The organism is Comamonas sp., from assembly GCF_009360615.1.
In the GTDB taxonomy this organism is placed as follows: Bacteria; Pseudomonadota; Gammaproteobacteria; order Burkholderiales; family Burkholderiaceae_C; genus Comamonas.
This window is the reverse complement of record NZ_SPEY01000020.1, coordinates 275,515-290,117: the sequence shown is the minus strand read 5'-3', so window position 1 is coordinate 290,117 and position 14,603 is coordinate 275,515. Positions and strand designations below refer to the sequence as shown.

At 62.0% G+C, this 14,603-nt stretch carries 16 protein-coding genes and 1 other RNA gene; 8 read left to right on the top strand and 9 right to left on the bottom strand.

Annotation, left to right across the window (positions count from 1 at the left end; all coding sequences use genetic code 11):
* Positions 1 to 17: 17 nt before the first annotated feature.
* Positions 18 to 467, bottom strand: coding sequence for a ribonuclease HI (gene rnhA / locus E2583_RS06795; protein ID WP_291594252.1), 450 nt, complete (start codon positions 465 to 467; stop codon positions 18 to 20).
* Entirely contained in the window at positions 464 to 1,297 is an 834-nt protein-coding gene (locus E2583_RS06790; protein WP_291594346.1) for a methyltransferase domain-containing protein, read from the bottom strand. Before E2583_RS06790 ends, rnhA begins: the two co-directional genes overlap by 4 nt.
* Positions 1,298 to 1,316: 19 nt before the next feature.
* Here E2583_RS06790 and gloB point away from each other — a divergent pair, with 19 nt between their 5' ends.
* Entirely contained in the window at positions 1,317 to 2,090 is a 774-nt protein-coding gene (gene gloB / locus E2583_RS06785) for a hydroxyacylglutathione hydrolase (protein ID WP_291594250.1), read from the top strand.
* Positions 2,090 to 3,613 (top strand): transglycosylase SLT domain-containing protein, encoded by a 1,524-nt coding sequence (locus tag E2583_RS06780; RefSeq protein WP_291594249.1) that lies wholly within the window; start codon positions 2,090 to 2,092, stop codon positions 3,611 to 3,613. Before gloB ends, E2583_RS06780 begins: the two co-directional genes overlap by 1 nt.
* Before the next feature lie 129 nt (positions 3,614 to 3,742).
* Here the strand turns inward: E2583_RS06780 and recR are convergent, their stop codons facing one another.
* The 3 genes from recR to dnaX all read right to left on the bottom strand — a co-directional run bounded on the left by recR (position 3,743) and on the right by dnaX (position 6,980).
* Entirely contained in the window at positions 3,743 to 4,333 is a 591-nt protein-coding gene (gene recR, locus E2583_RS06775) for a recombination mediator RecR (RefSeq protein WP_291594248.1), read from the bottom strand.
* 163 nt (positions 4,334 to 4,496) lie between these two features.
* A complete protein-coding gene (locus E2583_RS06770) occupies positions 4,497 to 4,829 on the bottom strand; it encodes a YbaB/EbfC family nucleoid-associated protein (protein ID WP_003066189.1) in 333 nt (110 codons plus the stop codon).
* Between the two features lie 27 nt (positions 4,830 to 4,856).
* A complete protein-coding gene (dnaX, locus tag E2583_RS06765) occupies positions 4,857 to 6,980 on the bottom strand; it encodes a DNA polymerase III subunit gamma/tau (RefSeq protein ID WP_291594231.1) in 2,124 nt (707 codons plus the stop codon).
* Between the two features lie 103 nt (positions 6,981 to 7,083).
* Here dnaX and ffs point away from each other — a divergent pair.
* Positions 7,084 to 7,179: signal recognition particle sRNA small type (gene ffs / locus E2583_RS06760), an RNA gene on the top strand.
* 301 nt (positions 7,180 to 7,480) lie between these two features.
* Here the strand turns inward: ffs and rimO are convergent.
* A complete protein-coding gene (gene rimO, locus E2583_RS06755) occupies positions 7,481 to 8,878 on the bottom strand; it encodes a 30S ribosomal protein S12 methylthiotransferase RimO (RefSeq protein WP_291594229.1) in 1,398 nt (465 codons plus the stop codon).
* Here rimO and E2583_RS06750 point away from each other — a divergent pair.
* The 5 genes from E2583_RS06750 (at position 8,877) to E2583_RS06730 (ending at position 13,319) form a co-directional block, all read left to right on the top strand.
* On the top strand, positions 8,877 to 10,529 hold the full coding sequence (locus E2583_RS06750) for a recombinase family protein (RefSeq protein ID WP_291594227.1): 1,653 nt from the start codon (positions 8,877 to 8,879) through the stop codon (positions 10,527 to 10,529). The genes rimO and E2583_RS06750 overlap by 2 nt on opposite strands.
* A gap of 110 nt (positions 10,530 to 10,639) precedes the next feature.
* Entirely contained in the window at positions 10,640 to 11,053 is a 414-nt protein-coding gene (locus E2583_RS06745; protein ID WP_253233178.1) for a LexA family transcriptional regulator, read from the top strand.
* 6 nt (positions 11,054 to 11,059) lie between these two features.
* Entirely contained in the window at positions 11,060 to 12,358 is a 1,299-nt protein-coding gene (locus E2583_RS06740) for a Y-family DNA polymerase (protein WP_291594223.1), read from the top strand.
* Positions 12,359 to 12,585: 227 nt separating this feature from the next.
* Entirely contained in the window at positions 12,586 to 12,825 is a 240-nt protein-coding gene (locus E2583_RS06735; protein ID WP_367158588.1) for a type II toxin-antitoxin system HicA family toxin, read from the top strand.
* 65 nt (positions 12,826 to 12,890) lie between these two features.
* The gene (locus E2583_RS06730; protein WP_242881850.1) at positions 12,891 to 13,319 is read left to right on the top strand and encodes a type II toxin-antitoxin system HicB family antitoxin; all 429 of its coding nucleotides are present in this window, start codon (positions 12,891 to 12,893) and stop codon (positions 13,317 to 13,319) included.
* A gap of 12 nt (positions 13,320 to 13,331) precedes the next feature.
* Here the strand turns inward: E2583_RS06730 and E2583_RS06725 are convergent, their stop codons facing one another.
* Genes E2583_RS06725 through E2583_RS06715 form a run of 3 tightly spaced genes read right to left on the bottom strand, consistent with a single transcriptional unit; the run spans position 13,332 to position 14,586 of the window.
* Positions 13,332 to 13,826, bottom strand: a complete 495-nt coding sequence (locus tag E2583_RS06725; RefSeq protein ID WP_291594217.1) for a hypothetical protein — start codon at positions 13,824 to 13,826, stop codon at positions 13,332 to 13,334.
* On the bottom strand, positions 13,823 to 14,293 hold the full coding sequence (locus E2583_RS06720) for a lysozyme (protein ID WP_291594216.1): 471 nt from the start codon (positions 14,291 to 14,293) through the stop codon (positions 13,823 to 13,825). The genes E2583_RS06725 and E2583_RS06720 overlap by 4 nt, the downstream gene beginning before the upstream one ends.
* The gene (locus tag E2583_RS06715; protein ID WP_291594215.1) at positions 14,290 to 14,586 is read right to left on the bottom strand and encodes a hypothetical protein; all 297 of its coding nucleotides are present in this window, start codon (positions 14,584 to 14,586) and stop codon (positions 14,290 to 14,292) included. Before E2583_RS06715 ends, E2583_RS06720 begins: the two co-directional genes overlap by 4 nt.
* Positions 14,587 to 14,603 lie beyond the last annotated feature (17 nt).

Sequence of the window (14,603 nt, the reverse complement as noted above, 5' to 3'; positions counted from 1 at the left end):
ACCGGGCGCCCCCTGGCTCAGCCGTTCTTGAGCGCCATCTCCACCCCCTTGTTGGCCAGCGCATCGGCGCGCTCGTTGCCCGGGTCTCCGGCGTGCCCCTTGACCCAGCGCCAGTCGATACGGTGACCGCTGCCCTGCACCAGCGCATCCAGCTGCTTCCACAGCTCGACATTCTTGACGGGCTCTTTGGAAGCGGTGACCCAGCCCTTGGCCTTCCAGCCCTGAATCCACTCGGTAATGCCTTTGCGAACGTACTGGCTGTCCAGATACAGAACCACGTCGCAGGGACGCTTGAGCGCGGACAGCGCCTCGATCACGGCCTTGAGCTCCATGCGGTTATTGGTGGTCCCCAGTTCACCGCCGAAGAGTTCCTTCTGTGCCGATCCGGCCTGCAGCAAAACGCCCCAACCTCCGGGCCCGGGATTGCCCTTGCAGGCGCCATCGGTGTAGATCACAACTTGATTCAATTTTCTTCCTTGTTACGCCAGAACGTGTCCGGCGGCTGCCTCTGGGCCACAGGTGCCTTCATGCCGGCAGGCACGCTGCTCTTGCGCCAGCTCGGGCTCATCAGGCGCATGCCGTGCACGCGCTTGACAGCCACCACGCAATACACGCCTCCCATCACCGGCCAGCAACGGTGGCCCAGGCCTTCCATGAACTGCCAGCGGCCCAGCCACTTTTCACTTTGAGTGGCTGGACGATAACAGCCAAATTGCACGGCTTCGATCTCGAAACTCAGCAATCGCAGCCAATCACGCAAACGCCAGTAGCCAACCCCCAGGCTCAGATCCGGCAAATAACCCGCACTGCGCTCCACCCGGCGCTGCCATCCGAGCAGGCTGGCGGGATTCAAGCCGCTGATCACCAGCCGTCCTTCCGGCACCAGAACGCGCGCGGCCTCGCGCAGTGCGGCATGCGGGTCGTTGGAGGCCTCAAGCGTATGCGGCATCAGCAGCAGGTCGAGGCTGGCCTCGGCAAAAGGCAGCGCCTCCGGGGCAGTCCTCAGCGCCGGCATCAATGGGGCAAAATTCTGCGTTTCATTGGTGGGCGGCTGCGCCTGTGACACTCGGGCCGCAGCCGCTTGCGCTACAGTGCCTGCTTTTGCATCCGGAACGGGATCAAGCCCCTCCAGTGCCAGCCAGCGATGAGGCATGCGGTTGCCGCGCAGGCCCTGCAGCTGCGGCAAGCCCAGTTGCAAGGCGTGGTAGCCGAAGATATCGGCCACCGCCTCGTCAAAGCGCTGCTGCTCCCATTCCAGGAGGTAGTGCCCTAGGGCTGAATCCGTCCAGTGATGCATCTCTATAATTTTGCAGCTCATGAACCTGTTGCCCATTCCCGCTTTTTCCGACAACTACATCTGGATGCTCCACGATGCAGAACATGCCGTGGTCGTCGATCCGGGTCAGGCCGAGCCTGTGCTGAGCACATTGGCGCAGCGGAATCTCAAACTGCAGGGCATTTTAGTCACCCACCATCATGCCGACCATGTGGGCGGCGTCGATGCCATTCGTGCGGCCACCGGCGCTCCAGCCTGGGGCCCCGCCTACGAGGCTTTGCCAGAGCCTATCACGCGCATCCAGGGTGGCGACAGCGTGCAGTTGCTCGGCGGCCCCTGGCAGGTCATCGATGTGCCCGGGCACACCAGCGGCCATATCGCCTTCTTCAGCACCCGGGCGCAAAGCCAGCCCGTGCTGTTCTGCGGCGACACGCTGTTCTCGGGCGGCTGCGGCCGCCTTTTCGAGGGCACGGCTGCGCAGATGCAGGCTTCGCTGGACGCTCTGGCCGCCCTGCCCGGCAATACGCTGGTGTGCTGCGCGCACGAGTACACAATTTCCAACCTGCGATTTGCGCAGGCCGTGGAACCAAACAATCCGGAACTGGCTCAGTATCTGGAACATTGCCAGCAACTGCGCAGGAACGGGCAGCCCACGCTGCCCTCCACGCTGCACACCGAGCTGGCCATCAATCCGTTCATGCGCAGCCGCGCTGCCGATGTGATCGCAGCCGCCGTGCACCATGACCCTCAAACCAGGCCTCAGGACCCCGCCAGCGTACTGGCCACCCTGCGCCAATGGAAAAACGTTTTCTGATGAAGCTGCTATCCACCCTGCTGCTGACAAGCGCACTGATATTGACCGGCTGCGCCACCACCAGCAGCGTCGACCCCATGTATCCGAACGGCCCGCTCAAACCCTTGAGCCAGGGCAAGGTCGGCAGCTCCGAAGTCGCCGAACTGGAAGCCACGGGCGACCTCTGGGTTCGCATCCGCAAGGGCTTTGCCATGCCCGACCTGGAGCAGGACCTGGTCCAGAACCAGGAGCAATGGTATGCCGCCCGCCCCGACTACATCCAGCGCATGACGGAGCGATCGAGCAAATACCTGTTCCACATTGTCGAGGAACTGGAGCGCCGCAACATGCCGACAGAGCTGGCACTGTTGCCGTTCATCGAAAGCGCATTCAACCCACAGGCCGTATCCAGCGCCAAGGCCGCTGGAATGTGGCAGTTCATGCCGGCCACGGGAACCTATTTCGACCTCAAGCAGAATGTCTTCCGCGACGATCGGCGCGATGTGCTGGCATCGACCCGCGCCGCGCTCGACTATCTGCAAAAACTCTACAACATGTTTGGCGACTGGCATCTGGCCCTGGCCGCCTACAACTGGGGCGAAGGCAGCGTAGGCCGCGCCATCAAGCGCAATGAAAAGCTGGGCCTGCCCGTCAGCTACCTTGATCTGCAGATGCCAGCCGAAACGCGCAATTACGTGCCCAAGCTGCAAGCCGTCAAGAACATCGTGGCCGAGCCCGAGAAGTTCAACACCGAGCTTCCCATCATCGAAAACCACCCCTATTTCCAGGCCGTGGACCTGCCACACGACATCGACGTGGAGCTGGTGGCCAAGTTGGCCGATGTCAGCGTCAAGGACTTCAAGGCGCTCAACCCCAGCTTTCACAAGCCGGTGATCTTTGCCCGAGCCACGCCTCAGGTGCTGCTTCCCTGGGACAATGCCAAGGTTTTCCGCCGCAATCTGCAGGCCTACAGCGAAGGCCAGTTTGCCAGCTGGACGGTATGGACCGTGCCCACCACCATCACCGTGGCCGAAGCTGCCCAGCGTGCAGGCCTGGGCGAAGCCGATCTGCGCGCCATCAACAACATCCCGCCGCGCATGCTGATCAAGGCCGGCTCGACCCTGATGGTGCCGCGTGATGCCAATGTCAAGACCGACGTGCCAGGCCACGTGGCGGACAACGGTCAGATCTCATTCGCCCCTGAAGTCGTGACCGTGCGCACCACGGTCAAGGCGCGCAAGCGCGATACGCTGGTCAGCGTGGCCAGCCGCTACGGCATCAGCGTCTCCAACCTCGCAGACTGGAACGACCTCAAGTCCACGGCATCCTTGCGCCCCGGCCAGTCGCTGATTGCCTACCTGCCCAGCCGCGCTGCCCGCAGCGCACGCGCCGAAAGCAGCGACAGCGCTGCCCGCAACACACGCGGCGGCGGCAAGGTGGCAACCACCAGCAAGAACGCCAGAACCAGCGCCCCTCCCGCTTCCCGTGGCGGCAAGAGCGAGCCCAAGGCACGGGGCGGCACGCCGGCCAAGAAACGCAAATAAGCCTCGCCACCTGCAAAAAAGCCCGCGGTTCGCAAAACCAGCGGGCTTTTCTATCGCTGCTCGTTCTAATGAACCGATAGCAGCAAGCACCAGATGCTAAAGCGCTTGTGACGAAGCCAAGCCATACTCTCAGCGCCTGTCCACCAGCGCGTGGGCAATGGTGCCCAGATCCACATATTCGAGTTCGCTGCCGATGGGTACGCCACGCGCCAGCCGCGTGACCAGGATTCCGCGCGACTTGAGTGCCTCGCTGACGGCATGGGCGGTGGCCTCGCCTTCGGCCGTGAAGCTGGTGGCCAGAATCACCTCCTGAACCACGCCGTCACAGGCACGCTCGAGCAACTGCTTCATGCCGATTTCCTTGGGGCCCACACCGTCGAGCGGTGACAGCCGCCCCATCAGCACGTAGTAGTAGCCCTGGTAGGCCCCCGTGCGCTCCATGGCGGCAAGATCGGCCGGCGCCTCGACCACGCACAGCCGCGCCGCATCGCGCCCCGAGTCGTCGCAGATGCTGCAGATAGCGCCTTCGGTAAACGTGTGGCAGCGCTCGCAGTGATGCACCGAGTTCACCGCAGAGTCCAGTGCACGCGCCAGCTGCAGTGCACCGGCCTGATCACGCTGCAGCAAATGAAATGCCATGCGCTGCGCCGACTTGATGCCCACGCCCGGCAGCCGGCGCAAGGCCTCGATCAAGGCATCCAGAGATTGCACATCCGACACCGGCTTGTCCTTTCATCACCAGAAAAAAGGCGACCTGCCACTGCGCAGATCGCCATTCGCCCCCGCACACCACCACCAGCCGTTCGCCGGGGACAACGTGCAGAAGCTGCATCGCGGCACCGCAGCCATCACCTCGCCGGGACAGCTGCACCGCCGAAATCCGTCAGAACGGGAATTTCATCCCGCCGGGCAGGCCGGGCATACCGGCCGTGATCTTGCCCATCTTCTCGTTAGAGGTCTCTTCGGCCTTGCGCACAGCCGCGTTGAAGGCGGCAGCCACCAGATCCTCCAGCATGTCCTTGTCTTCGGCCAGCAGGCTGGGGTCGATGGTGATGCGCTTGACGTCATGCTTGCAGGTCATCACGACCTTGACCAGACCGGCACCGGATTCGCCTTCGACCTCGATATTGCCCAGCTCTTCCTGAGCCTTCTTCAGGTTGTCCTGCATGGCCTGAGCTTGCTTCATCAAACCGGCGAGTTGTCCTTTGTTGAACATGAGAATTCCTTCTTGTGTTGAAACGCCTTATTCAGGCTGAATAGATATGGGCTTGATGCTGCCGGGCACGATTTTCGCGCCAAAGTCTCGCATCAAGGTTTGCACCTGCGGATTGCTTTTGACAATGTCCTCGGCCAGCAACTGGCTGGCTTGTCGTTCCAGGGCCAGTCGGCGGGCAGGACTGTCCGTCACCGGTCCCTGTTCAACCTCCAATTGTCGCGCATGACCGACCGCTTCCAGCGCAGCGCGCAAACGATCGCGCGTGCCGGCCTGATTGAGCGAGCTGGACTCCACACGCAGCCGCCACAGATCCCCGTCACGGCCCAGCAGCTGGGACTGCAGCGCCAGCTGCCGCGCCACGGCCACCACGGCTTCGCTCTGCAGCAACTGCTGCACCACGCCAAACCACAGGTCACCTTCGGGAGTACGCTCCACGGGGGGGGCCTCCTGGGCCGTGCTGACATAGCCGCCGCTTGCGCCCTGAGCCGCAGGCTCGTCCGAGTCCATGGGCGGCATGGCATGCAGGGGCTGGCCGACATCCAGGTCGGCATCGTCGCCCCAGCGCCCTTCGTCAGACCAGCCCTCATCGGGCATCCCTGCCCAGGCAGCCTCGCTGGCATCCTGCTCCTCGGAAGACTCCGACATACCGACGGCCTCGGCGCTCTCGGACGCATCATCGGCCGGCATCGGGACCGCAGCAGGCGCAGGCGTCACGGCAGAAATAGGCGGGCGGCACGGTGCCGGGGATGCCTGCATCACTGGCCTTGCCAAGGAATGCGCCGCTGGGTCTGAGTGATCGGCAACAGCTTGCCTCGGTTCAGGCGCGACCACACCGGCCTCTGAGACAGGCTCTTGCACCGGCGCCATATCCGGTGTGCAAACCGGTACGGATGGCACCACAGGCTGCTGCACAGAGGGCAAGGACTGAACCTCGGCCGCAGGCAACTCCATCGCTGCCGCAGACGGCTGAATCTGATCCGGAGCCTGGACAACCGGCCTGCTAGGCCTCAGCTGCGAAGTTTTTTTTTCAGCCGCGCCGGCTTCGGCGTTTTCGGGCTTGAAAGCCAGCAACCGAAGCAGCGCCATGGTCAGCGCCGCATACTCATCCGGGGCCAGTCCCAGCTCGACACGGCCGTGCAGACAGATGCTGTAGAGCAGCTGGGTCTCGTCACGCGGCATCAGACTGGCCAGTCGGTCGACTTCGGCAGCCTCGGGGTCGCTGGCATCCAGCGGCATGTCGGGCACGGCCTGCAAGACGGCCATGCGCTGCAGCACGGCGCACATCTCTTCCAGAGTCGATGCCGCAGACAGGCCGTTGTGGCGCAGCTCTTCGGACACTTCAACTACCGTGCCCCCGTGACCCTGCGCCAGCGCATCGATCAGGCGAAACACATGACTGCGATCCACGCTGCCCAGCATCTGGCGCACCGTCACCTCCTGCAACTGCCCACTGCCAAAGGCAATCGCCTGGTCGGTCAGGCTCAGCGCATCGCGCATGGAGCCGCGCGCGGCCCGCGACAGCAATCGCAGCGCCTGAGGTTCCGCCGGCACGCTTTCCTTGTGCAGCACATGGGTCAGGTGCTCGAGAACCGTATCGGGCGCCATCGGTCGCAGATTGAACTGCAGGCAGCGCGAGAGTACCGTGACCGGCACTTTCTGCGGATCGGTCGTGGCCAGCACGAACTTCAGATACTCCGGGGGCTCCTCCAGCGTCTTGAGCATGGCGTTGAACGCGGTGTTCGTCAGCATATGCACCTCGTCGATCATGAAGACCTTGAAGCGCCCCTGCACCGGCTTGTACACCGCCTGCTCCAGCAGGCTCTGCACCTCGTCCACACCGCGGTTGGATGCCGCGTCCAGTTCGGTGTAGTCGGGGAAACGACCGCTATCGATTTCAGTGCATGCTGCGCAGACCCCGCAAGGGGTTGCGGTGATTCCACCGTTACCATCCAGGCCTTGGCAATTCAGCGACTTGGCCAGAATGCGCGACACCGTGGTCTTGCCGACGCCACGAGTGCCCGTGAACAAATAGGCGTGATGCAGGCGCTGCTGGGTCAACGCATTGGTCAGAGCCTGAACCACATGCTCCTGCCCCACCATTTCGGAGAAGGTTCGGGGCCGGTATTTGCGAGCAAGCACTAAATAAGACATAGCCTCTGATTCTACGGGGCCGGGACATGCCAACAAGCATCCACCTGGAATCTCATTTCACAGCTCGCCGGACTGTGTGGGTTTTGCATCTATAATCGGCGGTGACGGGCCTCCTCGCATGGGGAAGCAGCCAACCGGGTCAGGTGGGGAACCAAGCAGCCCTAACTGTGGATACAGTGCCGAGATCAGGCTCGTCACCTTTCGATGGAAACCTCTTTTCAGACAAGAGGCTGTCTTCCGGGAAAGGCCAATCTTCACCATCAACCTCTGCTGGCTGCGGCACTATGCCCAGTGCTGGAGATTTTGCCTCGTCCTAACCTGGCTGCAGTCTCTGCCGGATGTCCGATCAGTGACGCCCCTCAGCCCATCCTTGCTTCGGGCCAGCCAGACGCGATTGGCAGGCGGGGCGAAAACCGAGGGATCAGACGCAAAAAAGGCCGCAGTTGTGGCCTTGTGTGCTTAGCGGATCGGCATGGCGCCGCAAATGGGCACCCGGAAACTCACACCGGCACCCCGACCAGATCATGCCCCTGCGTGCCCACAATGCGCACACTGATCAGCTCGCCCACCTTGTAGGTCTTGCTGGCCTTTTCAGGCGGCTGGATGTGAACCACGCCGTCGATCTCAGGTGCATCGGCATAGGTACGGCCCACACCGCCCTTTTTACCCAGACTCACCGCCTTGTCCACCAACACCTTCATGACCTGGCCCACGCGGCGCTGCAGACGCCTGGTGGAGACTTCTTCGGCCACCTCCATGAAACGTGCGCGACGTGCTTCACGCACCTCTTCGGGCAGCATGCCGGGCAGCTCGTTGGCGGTGGCACCTTCGACAGGGCTGTAGGCGAAGCAGCCGGCACGATCGATCTCCGCTTCACGAATGAAGTCCAGCAGGTGCTCGAACTCTTCCTCGGTCTCACCGGGAAAGCCGGCAATGAAGGTAGAACGAATCACCAGTTCGGGACAGATCTTGCGCCACTCCCTGATACGGTCCAGATTCTTCTCGCCCGACGCAGGACGCTTCATGCGCCTGAGCACATCGGGGTGGCTGTGCTGCAAGGGTACGTCCAGATAGGGCAGGATCTTGCCTTCGGCCATCAAGGGCAGGACCGCATCCACGCTGGGATAAGGGTAGACATAGTGCAGACGCACCCAGGCGCCGTGCTGCTGCGCGAGCTTGCCCAGTTCGTCGGCCAGCTCCAGCATACGGGTCTTGACGGGCTTGCCATCCCAGAAACCGGTGCGGTACTTCACATCCACGCCATAGGCCGAGGTATCCTGGCTGATCACCAGCAGTTCCTTGACGCCTCCTTCGAACAGCGCCTTGGCCTCCTTGAGCACATCGCCGATCGGACGCGAGACCAGGTCGCCGCGCATGCTGGGGATGATGCAAAAGGTGCATCGGTGGTTGCAGCCTTCCGAAATCTTCAGGTAGGCATAGTGCTTGGGCGTGAGCTTGATGCCCGCGTCGCCAAAGCTTCCAGGCACCAAATCCACGAACGGATCGTGCGGCTTGGGCAGGTGGGTGTGCACAGCGTCCATCACCTCTTGGGTCGCATGGGGACCGGTGACTGCCAGCACGCTGGGGTGCACTTCGGCCACCATGGTGGAGCCGCCCTCCTTGCCGGCCTTGGCTCCCAGGCAACCGGTCACGATCACCTTGCCGTTGGCAGCCAGAGCTTCGCCGATGGTGTCCAGGCTTTCCTTCACGGCATCGTCAATGAAGCCGCAGGTATTGACGATGACGAGGTCTGCCCCCTCAAAGGTCTTGGAGGTCTGGTACCCCTCGGCACTGAGCTGCGTGAGAATCAGCTCGCTATCGGTCAAGGCCTTGGGGCACCCGAGTGATACCATACCTATACGGGGAATTTGATCTTTCTGGGAGATGGCTTCAGTCATGGGGAATTCTGCAAAAAATGGTTTGGTGTATAGCTATCTGCGGTTCTCTGATCCAAAGCAATCGGCAGGAGGAAGCACAGACCGACAGCTTGCTTACGCTGCCAAGTGGGCTGCCGAGCACGACCTAAAACTGGATACCCATCTATCGTTGAAGGACGAGGGCCTTTCCGCCTACCATCAACAGCACATCAAATCAGGCGCCCTGGGCGTTTTCCTGCGTGCTATCGAGGAAGGCCGCGTTCCCTTTGGATCAGTGCTCATCGTTGAGGGCTTGGACCGCCTATCTCGCGCTGAACCCATCCAGGCACAGGCGCAACTGGCCCAGATTGTAAATGCGGGCATCACAGTGGTCACCGCCAGCGACGGGAAGACCTACAGCCGGCAGCGGCTGAAGGACAACCCGATGGACCTTGTCTATAGCCTGCTGGTGATGATTCGCGCCCACGAAGAGTCGGACACCAAGAGCAAGCGGGTCAAGGCAAGCGTGCGCCGTCTGTGTGAAAAATGGATTGATGGCACCTACCGTGGCCGCATTGAGCAGGGTCACGACCCGGCCTGGCTGACCCGCAATGATGCAGACGGCTGGGACTTCAAGCCCGAGACGGTCAAGGCCATACTGCGCACGATCGAGATGTACAAGCAGGGCCTGGGCGGCAAGCGCATCATTGAAAAGCTCAATGCAGAGGGCCTGCGCATCTACCCGACCAGCAAGGAAAACCAGACACTGCAGGTCTACCGCGTCACCAAAATGCCTCAATTAGCGGGGCACAAACCGATCAGCGTGGACGGTGACGAGTACCTACTCAAAAACTATTATCCTGCCCTGCTTTCGGAGCTCGAATGGGAGGATCTTCAACGGGTCGTCAAGAGTTCTGGACGCCGCAGAGTGAAGGGCGACCTGCCCCACGTAATCACCGGAATCGGCATCACGTACTGCGGCTACTGCGGGCACCCCATGGCCGGTCAGCACCTGGCCAGCAAGAAGCGGCTACCTGACGGTCGCATTCGAGATGGCTACAGGCGCTTGCTGTGCTCGGCCGCAGCTACCTTCAGTGAGGTTTGCCCGGTTCGCGGCTCCACCTCAGTTGCGCCTATCGAGCGCGCAATCATGTCGTACTGCTCGGACATGATGAATCTACAGGGCTTGTTTGAGGCCGACAACAGCTCAGAAAGTCGCAAGGAACTTCTGAAAGCACAAAAAAATGTCGAAGTGATCAAAGCCCAGCTCGATAAGCTGACGGATGCCATGCTCGCATCGGCAGATGAAGGTATTCCACTCACATTTGCCCGCCGCGCCCGCCAGCTCGAAGAGGATCTGGCAATTGCTGAGAAGACGCTTGCAGCGCAGGAGCGGGATATCGCCATGCTCGCCCGCCGAGATCTATCAGGTGCAGATGAGAAATGGCGGGCACTCGCGGCCGGTGTGGAAGCCCAGGACATAGAGACACGATTGCAAGCGCGCCAGCTTGTTGCAGACACCTTCAGCCGCATATCGGTCTATCACCATGGCCTGCGCCCCAATCACACGCCGAAGTCCCGCGACTACTACATTGACCTGATGCTTGTTGCCAAAGGCGGAAGCTCTCGCTGGCTCCGCATCGACCGGGACGGCAACTGGGTGCACGGCGAAAACTTCGAGATTACAGAGTAGGGGCCGGCCGCTTCCATCCACCGCGCACGGGCGCAGGGGTCTTTGATACTGGTCAACTAAAAAGTCGGGCTTATACTGTATGCATGTACAGTCATCGACTCTTGAGCGGCATGCCCGTCCAACTCACTGCCTCCCCAGTTGCTTTGCCTCTGGCAGATTGCAGCGTGCGCGCGGGCTTCCCTTCTCCAGCCGAGGACTTCTCTGGCAAACGGCTGGACATAGCCGAACTGCTGGTTGAGCACCCACAGGCCACGTTCCTGCTGCGCGTGGCGGGCCCCTCAATGCGTGAGTACGGCATCGATGACGGCGACCTCATCGTGGTCGATCGGGCGCTGCGCGCGCGCCACGGCAGCATCGTGGTCGCCGTTCTTGATAACGACTTCACTGTCAAGGTGCTGCACAACGCCGGCGGCTGCTTCAAGCTCAAGGCCGGCAACCCCACCTATCCCGACATCGTCCCCAAAGAAAACCAAGAGCTGGAGATCTGGGGCGTGGTCAAGTCCTGCATCAAGCGCTTTGCATGAGCATGTATGTTCGCGCTCATCGACGGAAACAACTTCTACGTCAGCTGCGAGCGGGCTTTCCGGCCTGCGCTCCAGGGCATTCCTGTTGTCGTCCTGAGCAATAACGACGGCTGCGCCATCTCACGCTCGGACGAGGCCAAGGCCCTTGGCGTGAAGATGGGACAGCCGTTTTTCCAATTGCGCGATCTGGTTGAGCACAAGGGCCTGGTGTGCCTCTCTCCGAACTTTGAACTTTACGGGGACATGAGCGACCGCATGATGTCCCTGGCTGCCGGCCTGGGCCCCACCCAAGAGATCTACAGCATCGATGAGTCATTCATCGGGGATCTGGATGGCGTGCGGGATCTGACGCGCCGGGCCTTTGCCATTCGGGCGCGCATCCTGAAATGGACGGGCATCCCTGCCTGTGTGGGCCTGGCCCCCACCAAGACCCTGGCCAAGCTCTGCAACCACGTTGCCAAGGACTCGGAGCGCAAGCCGGGCAGCTACCCTGCCGAGCTGCAGCGGGTCTGCAACTGGGCCGAGCTGTCCGAGCAGCAGCGCATCGACATCCTCGGCCGCACGCCTGCCGGCGAGATCTGGGGCGTCGGCCGGCGCATCTCGGCCCAACTGGCCGAGCAGGGAATATTGACCGCGTTGGACCTGGCCAGGATGCCGGCACATGCCGCGCGCGATGGATGGAGCGTGGTGCTGGAGCGCACTGTGCGCGAGCTGCAAGGCGTCAGCTGCATGAGCTTGGAGCTGGCCCCAGCCGCCAAAAAGCAGATTGCATGCACGCGCAGCTTCGGGCACCCGATTACTACCCTCCCCCCATTGATTGAAGCCGTGAGCGAATTTGCAACAAGAGCCGCAGAAAAGCTCCGCGCTGGCGGTTTGCGCGCAGGTGCCCTGCATGTTTTCGCGCACACGTCGCCATTCAGGCCCGGCCCAAGGTTCTACGAAACGGCCGTGATTCAACTCCAGCCGCCCTCCTCAGACACCAAGGCGCTAGTGAATGCGGCCGTGCGCGGCTTGCGATCGTTCTATCAGCCTGGCTACCAACTCTCCAAGGCTGGCGTGATGCTGCAAGACCTGTGCCCTGCAGGAGTGCAGCAAGGCGACCTGCTTTTTCAGGAACCCTGCCGAGATCAAAGCCGACTGATGGAGGCCATGGATCGCGTGAATGCGCGCTTCGGCAAGGGCACCCTGCATGTGGCGAGCACCGGTGTGCCAGAGCAGGACGAGAGCGGCTGGCGCATGCGCCAGGAGCGCCGCACGCCCCGCTACACCACCAAGATTGATGAGATTCCTATCGCGAGGGCCTGATGAGACGAGCTGATGCAAAACAGGCCATCCTGGGCCATTGGATAAGCTGGCAAGACAAGCTGGCTGCGGCCGATATGCATCCCCACCCCGGCACCGCCATGCACCTTTTCTATGAGTACCTGCAGGCCCAACACCCGGCCTGCTTGGACTTCGCCAGCCATTCCCCCTATCTGCAAATGCGGCAGTGGATTGCAGAAGATTGCGAACCCTAAAATAAATAAACAAAAATGCTTGCATCTACTAAGCATTTTTGTTTATACTCATTCCATCGCAACAAAAGAAAGGTGGTCGTGAAAATCAGCGAATTCAAGCGGTGGCTTGAAGCGCAGGGAGTCAGAGTCGAGAACGGTACGAATCATTGGAGGCTGTACCACAACGGCAACACAAGCTCCCTGCCAAGGCACCCAAGTAAAGAGCTGAAGGAAGGCACAAAACGCGCAATCCTGAAGCAACTAGGAATCAACTAAGGAGGCAGGCCCGAAGGGGCCTAGCCTGAATTCCTGAGCTTCACGACCACTAGATGGGGAACAACATGCAAAAGTATCCTGCCCGCTTCGATCCCGCCGACGAAGGGGGCTACACCGTCACGTTTCGGGATATTCCCGAAGCGATCACCCAGGGCGATGACCTGGCAGAGGCTGAATCTATGGCGCGTGACGCACTGGTCACAGCCATGGAGTTCTATTTCGAGGCAGGCCGCGCCGTGCCCGCCCCCAGCAAGGCAGAAAAGGGCGAGCGCCTGGTGGAGCTGCCCGCCAGTGTCGCCGTCAAGGTGGCGCTGCTGAATGCCCGGCTTGCCACTGGCGCCAGGCCCGCCGACGTGGCCCGCGCCATGGGCGTGAAGCCCCAAGAAATGACCCGCGTTTTTGACCTGGGCCATGCCACCAAGATCGACACCGTTGCGGCCGCGCTGGCTGCCATGGGCTACGAGCTGGAATTGACCGTGCGCCCGATCAAGTAACGCGCCGGCCTGCTACTGCAGGCGCTGGATTAAATCTCTATCGACCTGCACCTGTCCTTTCAGGGCGCTGACCTGTGCGTCGCGGCGCTCGACCAGTCCGACAAGCTGGTCAACCACGCCCGCGCCTTCTGCAGCAAGGGCTGCGAGTCGCTGGTGCTGATCTGCGAGATCTCGGCAGGCAGCGGCGTCACCGGCAAGCTGGGCGTTGCGGGTGGCCGCGCTCCTGATGTCGTGCTGCAGGCCTGCAATGCGGGCAGCATCAGCAGTGCGGCCAGCCGCCAGGCGGGCCATTTCTTGTGTGTAGTCATGGGTGTTTTCCTGTTGGGCAGCGCCGTGCTCCGCCACGGCCTGCGCTTTGTGCTCTGCAGCGGCTTGCGCCTGCTGGGCCTGCGCCGCCGCCGCTTTTGACTGCGATATCTCGACCTTCGCCAGCCGCTGGGTCTGCACGGCCAGCAGCAGGGCTAGGGCCAGGGCCAGCCAGGGCCAGATGCGGGACGCGCCGCTCATGCCAGCCCCCGCTCGCACAGCTGCCGCTCGGCCGCGCGGCGCTTGACCAGGCCGGGCAGCTCCTTGCCGCCGGCGTAGGTCCAGCGGCTGAGTTCGGCGCACGCGCCTTCGATGTCGCCCGCGTTGGCCTTGCGCACCAGAGTGCTACGGCAGAAAGCGTCATCTCCCACGTTGAAGGCGAAGCTCAGGAAGGCCGCCCGCTGCCCGTCGGTCAACGGAGCACGCACGCAGCTCAGGGCGTTGGCGTGCTTGGCCAAGTCCTTGTAAAGCATCTCCTCGCACTGCTCACGGGTGAAGGTCTGCCCATCGCGCAGCTCGGGGCCGGTATGCCCCGTGCAACTGGTCAACACGTTGACCGGGTCTCGGTAGCTGCGCAGCACGGTGCCCTCGAACTTCTGCACCAGGGGCACGGCCAGGGCCACGGTAGCGCCGCCAATGGCCACAATCAGTTTTTCTTTCCAGCTCATCGGCTTGTCACTCCTTTGATTGCAGTCCAGAAGCCCACGCAGGCCCCGCCCAGCATGACGATGGCTGCCAAAGGCTTTGCCACCTTGCCCACCCAGTTCAACACCTTGAAAGCGCCCTTCATGGCGGTAAAGAACTCCAACATTTCCGCCAGTTGCTGCTTGAGCTCCTGCAGCTCCTGGGCTACTGCCTTCAAATCTCGCTCGATGGCGGCCATACGTTCACTCCCCTTGTCAAAGCGTTCATTCATCTGCCGGCGTGTAGTCGCAGGCAGTTCGTCGCCAAAGTCGTCCATTCCCTCTCCTTTCGGTT

Excerpts from the sequence above, each read along its gene's own strand:
- E2583_RS06790 (WP_291594346.1), bottom strand. The coding sequence starts at position 1,297 with ATGCATCACTGGACGGATTCAGCCCTAGGGCACTACCTCCTGGAATGG.
- gloB (WP_291594250.1), top strand. The coding sequence starts at position 1,317 with ATGAACCTGTTGCCCATTCCCGCTTTTTCCGACAACTACATCTGGATG.
- E2583_RS06780 (WP_291594249.1), top strand. The coding sequence starts at position 2,090 with ATGAAGCTGCTATCCACCCTGCTGCTGACAAGCGCACTGATATTGACC.
- E2583_RS06770 (WP_003066189.1), bottom strand. The coding sequence starts at position 4,829 with ATGTTCAACAAAGGACAACTCGCCGGTTTGATGAAGCAAGCTCAGGCC.
- dnaX (WP_291594231.1), bottom strand. The coding sequence starts at position 6,980 with ATGTCTTATTTAGTGCTTGCTCGCAAATACCGGCCCCGAACCTTCTCC.
- E2583_RS06750 (WP_291594227.1), top strand. The coding sequence starts at position 8,877 with ATGGGGAATTCTGCAAAAAATGGTTTGGTGTATAGCTATCTGCGGTTC.
- rimO (WP_291594229.1), bottom strand. The coding sequence starts at position 8,878 with ATGACTGAAGCCATCTCCCAGAAAGATCAAATTCCCCGTATAGGTATG.
- E2583_RS06745 (WP_253233178.1), top strand. The coding sequence starts at position 10,640 with ATGCCCGTCCAACTCACTGCCTCCCCAGTTGCTTTGCCTCTGGCAGAT.
- E2583_RS06740 (WP_291594223.1), top strand. The coding sequence starts at position 11,060 with ATGTTCGCGCTCATCGACGGAAACAACTTCTACGTCAGCTGCGAGCGG.
- E2583_RS06735 (WP_367158588.1), top strand. The coding sequence starts at position 12,586 with ATGCTTGCATCTACTAAGCATTTTTGTTTATACTCATTCCATCGCAAC.
- E2583_RS06730 (WP_242881850.1), top strand. The coding sequence starts at position 12,891 with ATGCAAAAGTATCCTGCCCGCTTCGATCCCGCCGACGAAGGGGGCTAC.
- E2583_RS06725 (WP_291594217.1), bottom strand. The coding sequence starts at position 13,826 with ATGAGCGGCGCGTCCCGCATCTGGCCCTGGCTGGCCCTGGCCCTAGCC.
- E2583_RS06720 (WP_291594216.1), bottom strand. The coding sequence starts at position 14,293 with ATGAGCTGGAAAGAAAAACTGATTGTGGCCATTGGCGGCGCTACCGTG.
- E2583_RS06715 (WP_291594215.1), bottom strand. The coding sequence starts at position 14,586 with ATGGACGACTTTGGCGACGAACTGCCTGCGACTACACGCCGGCAGATG.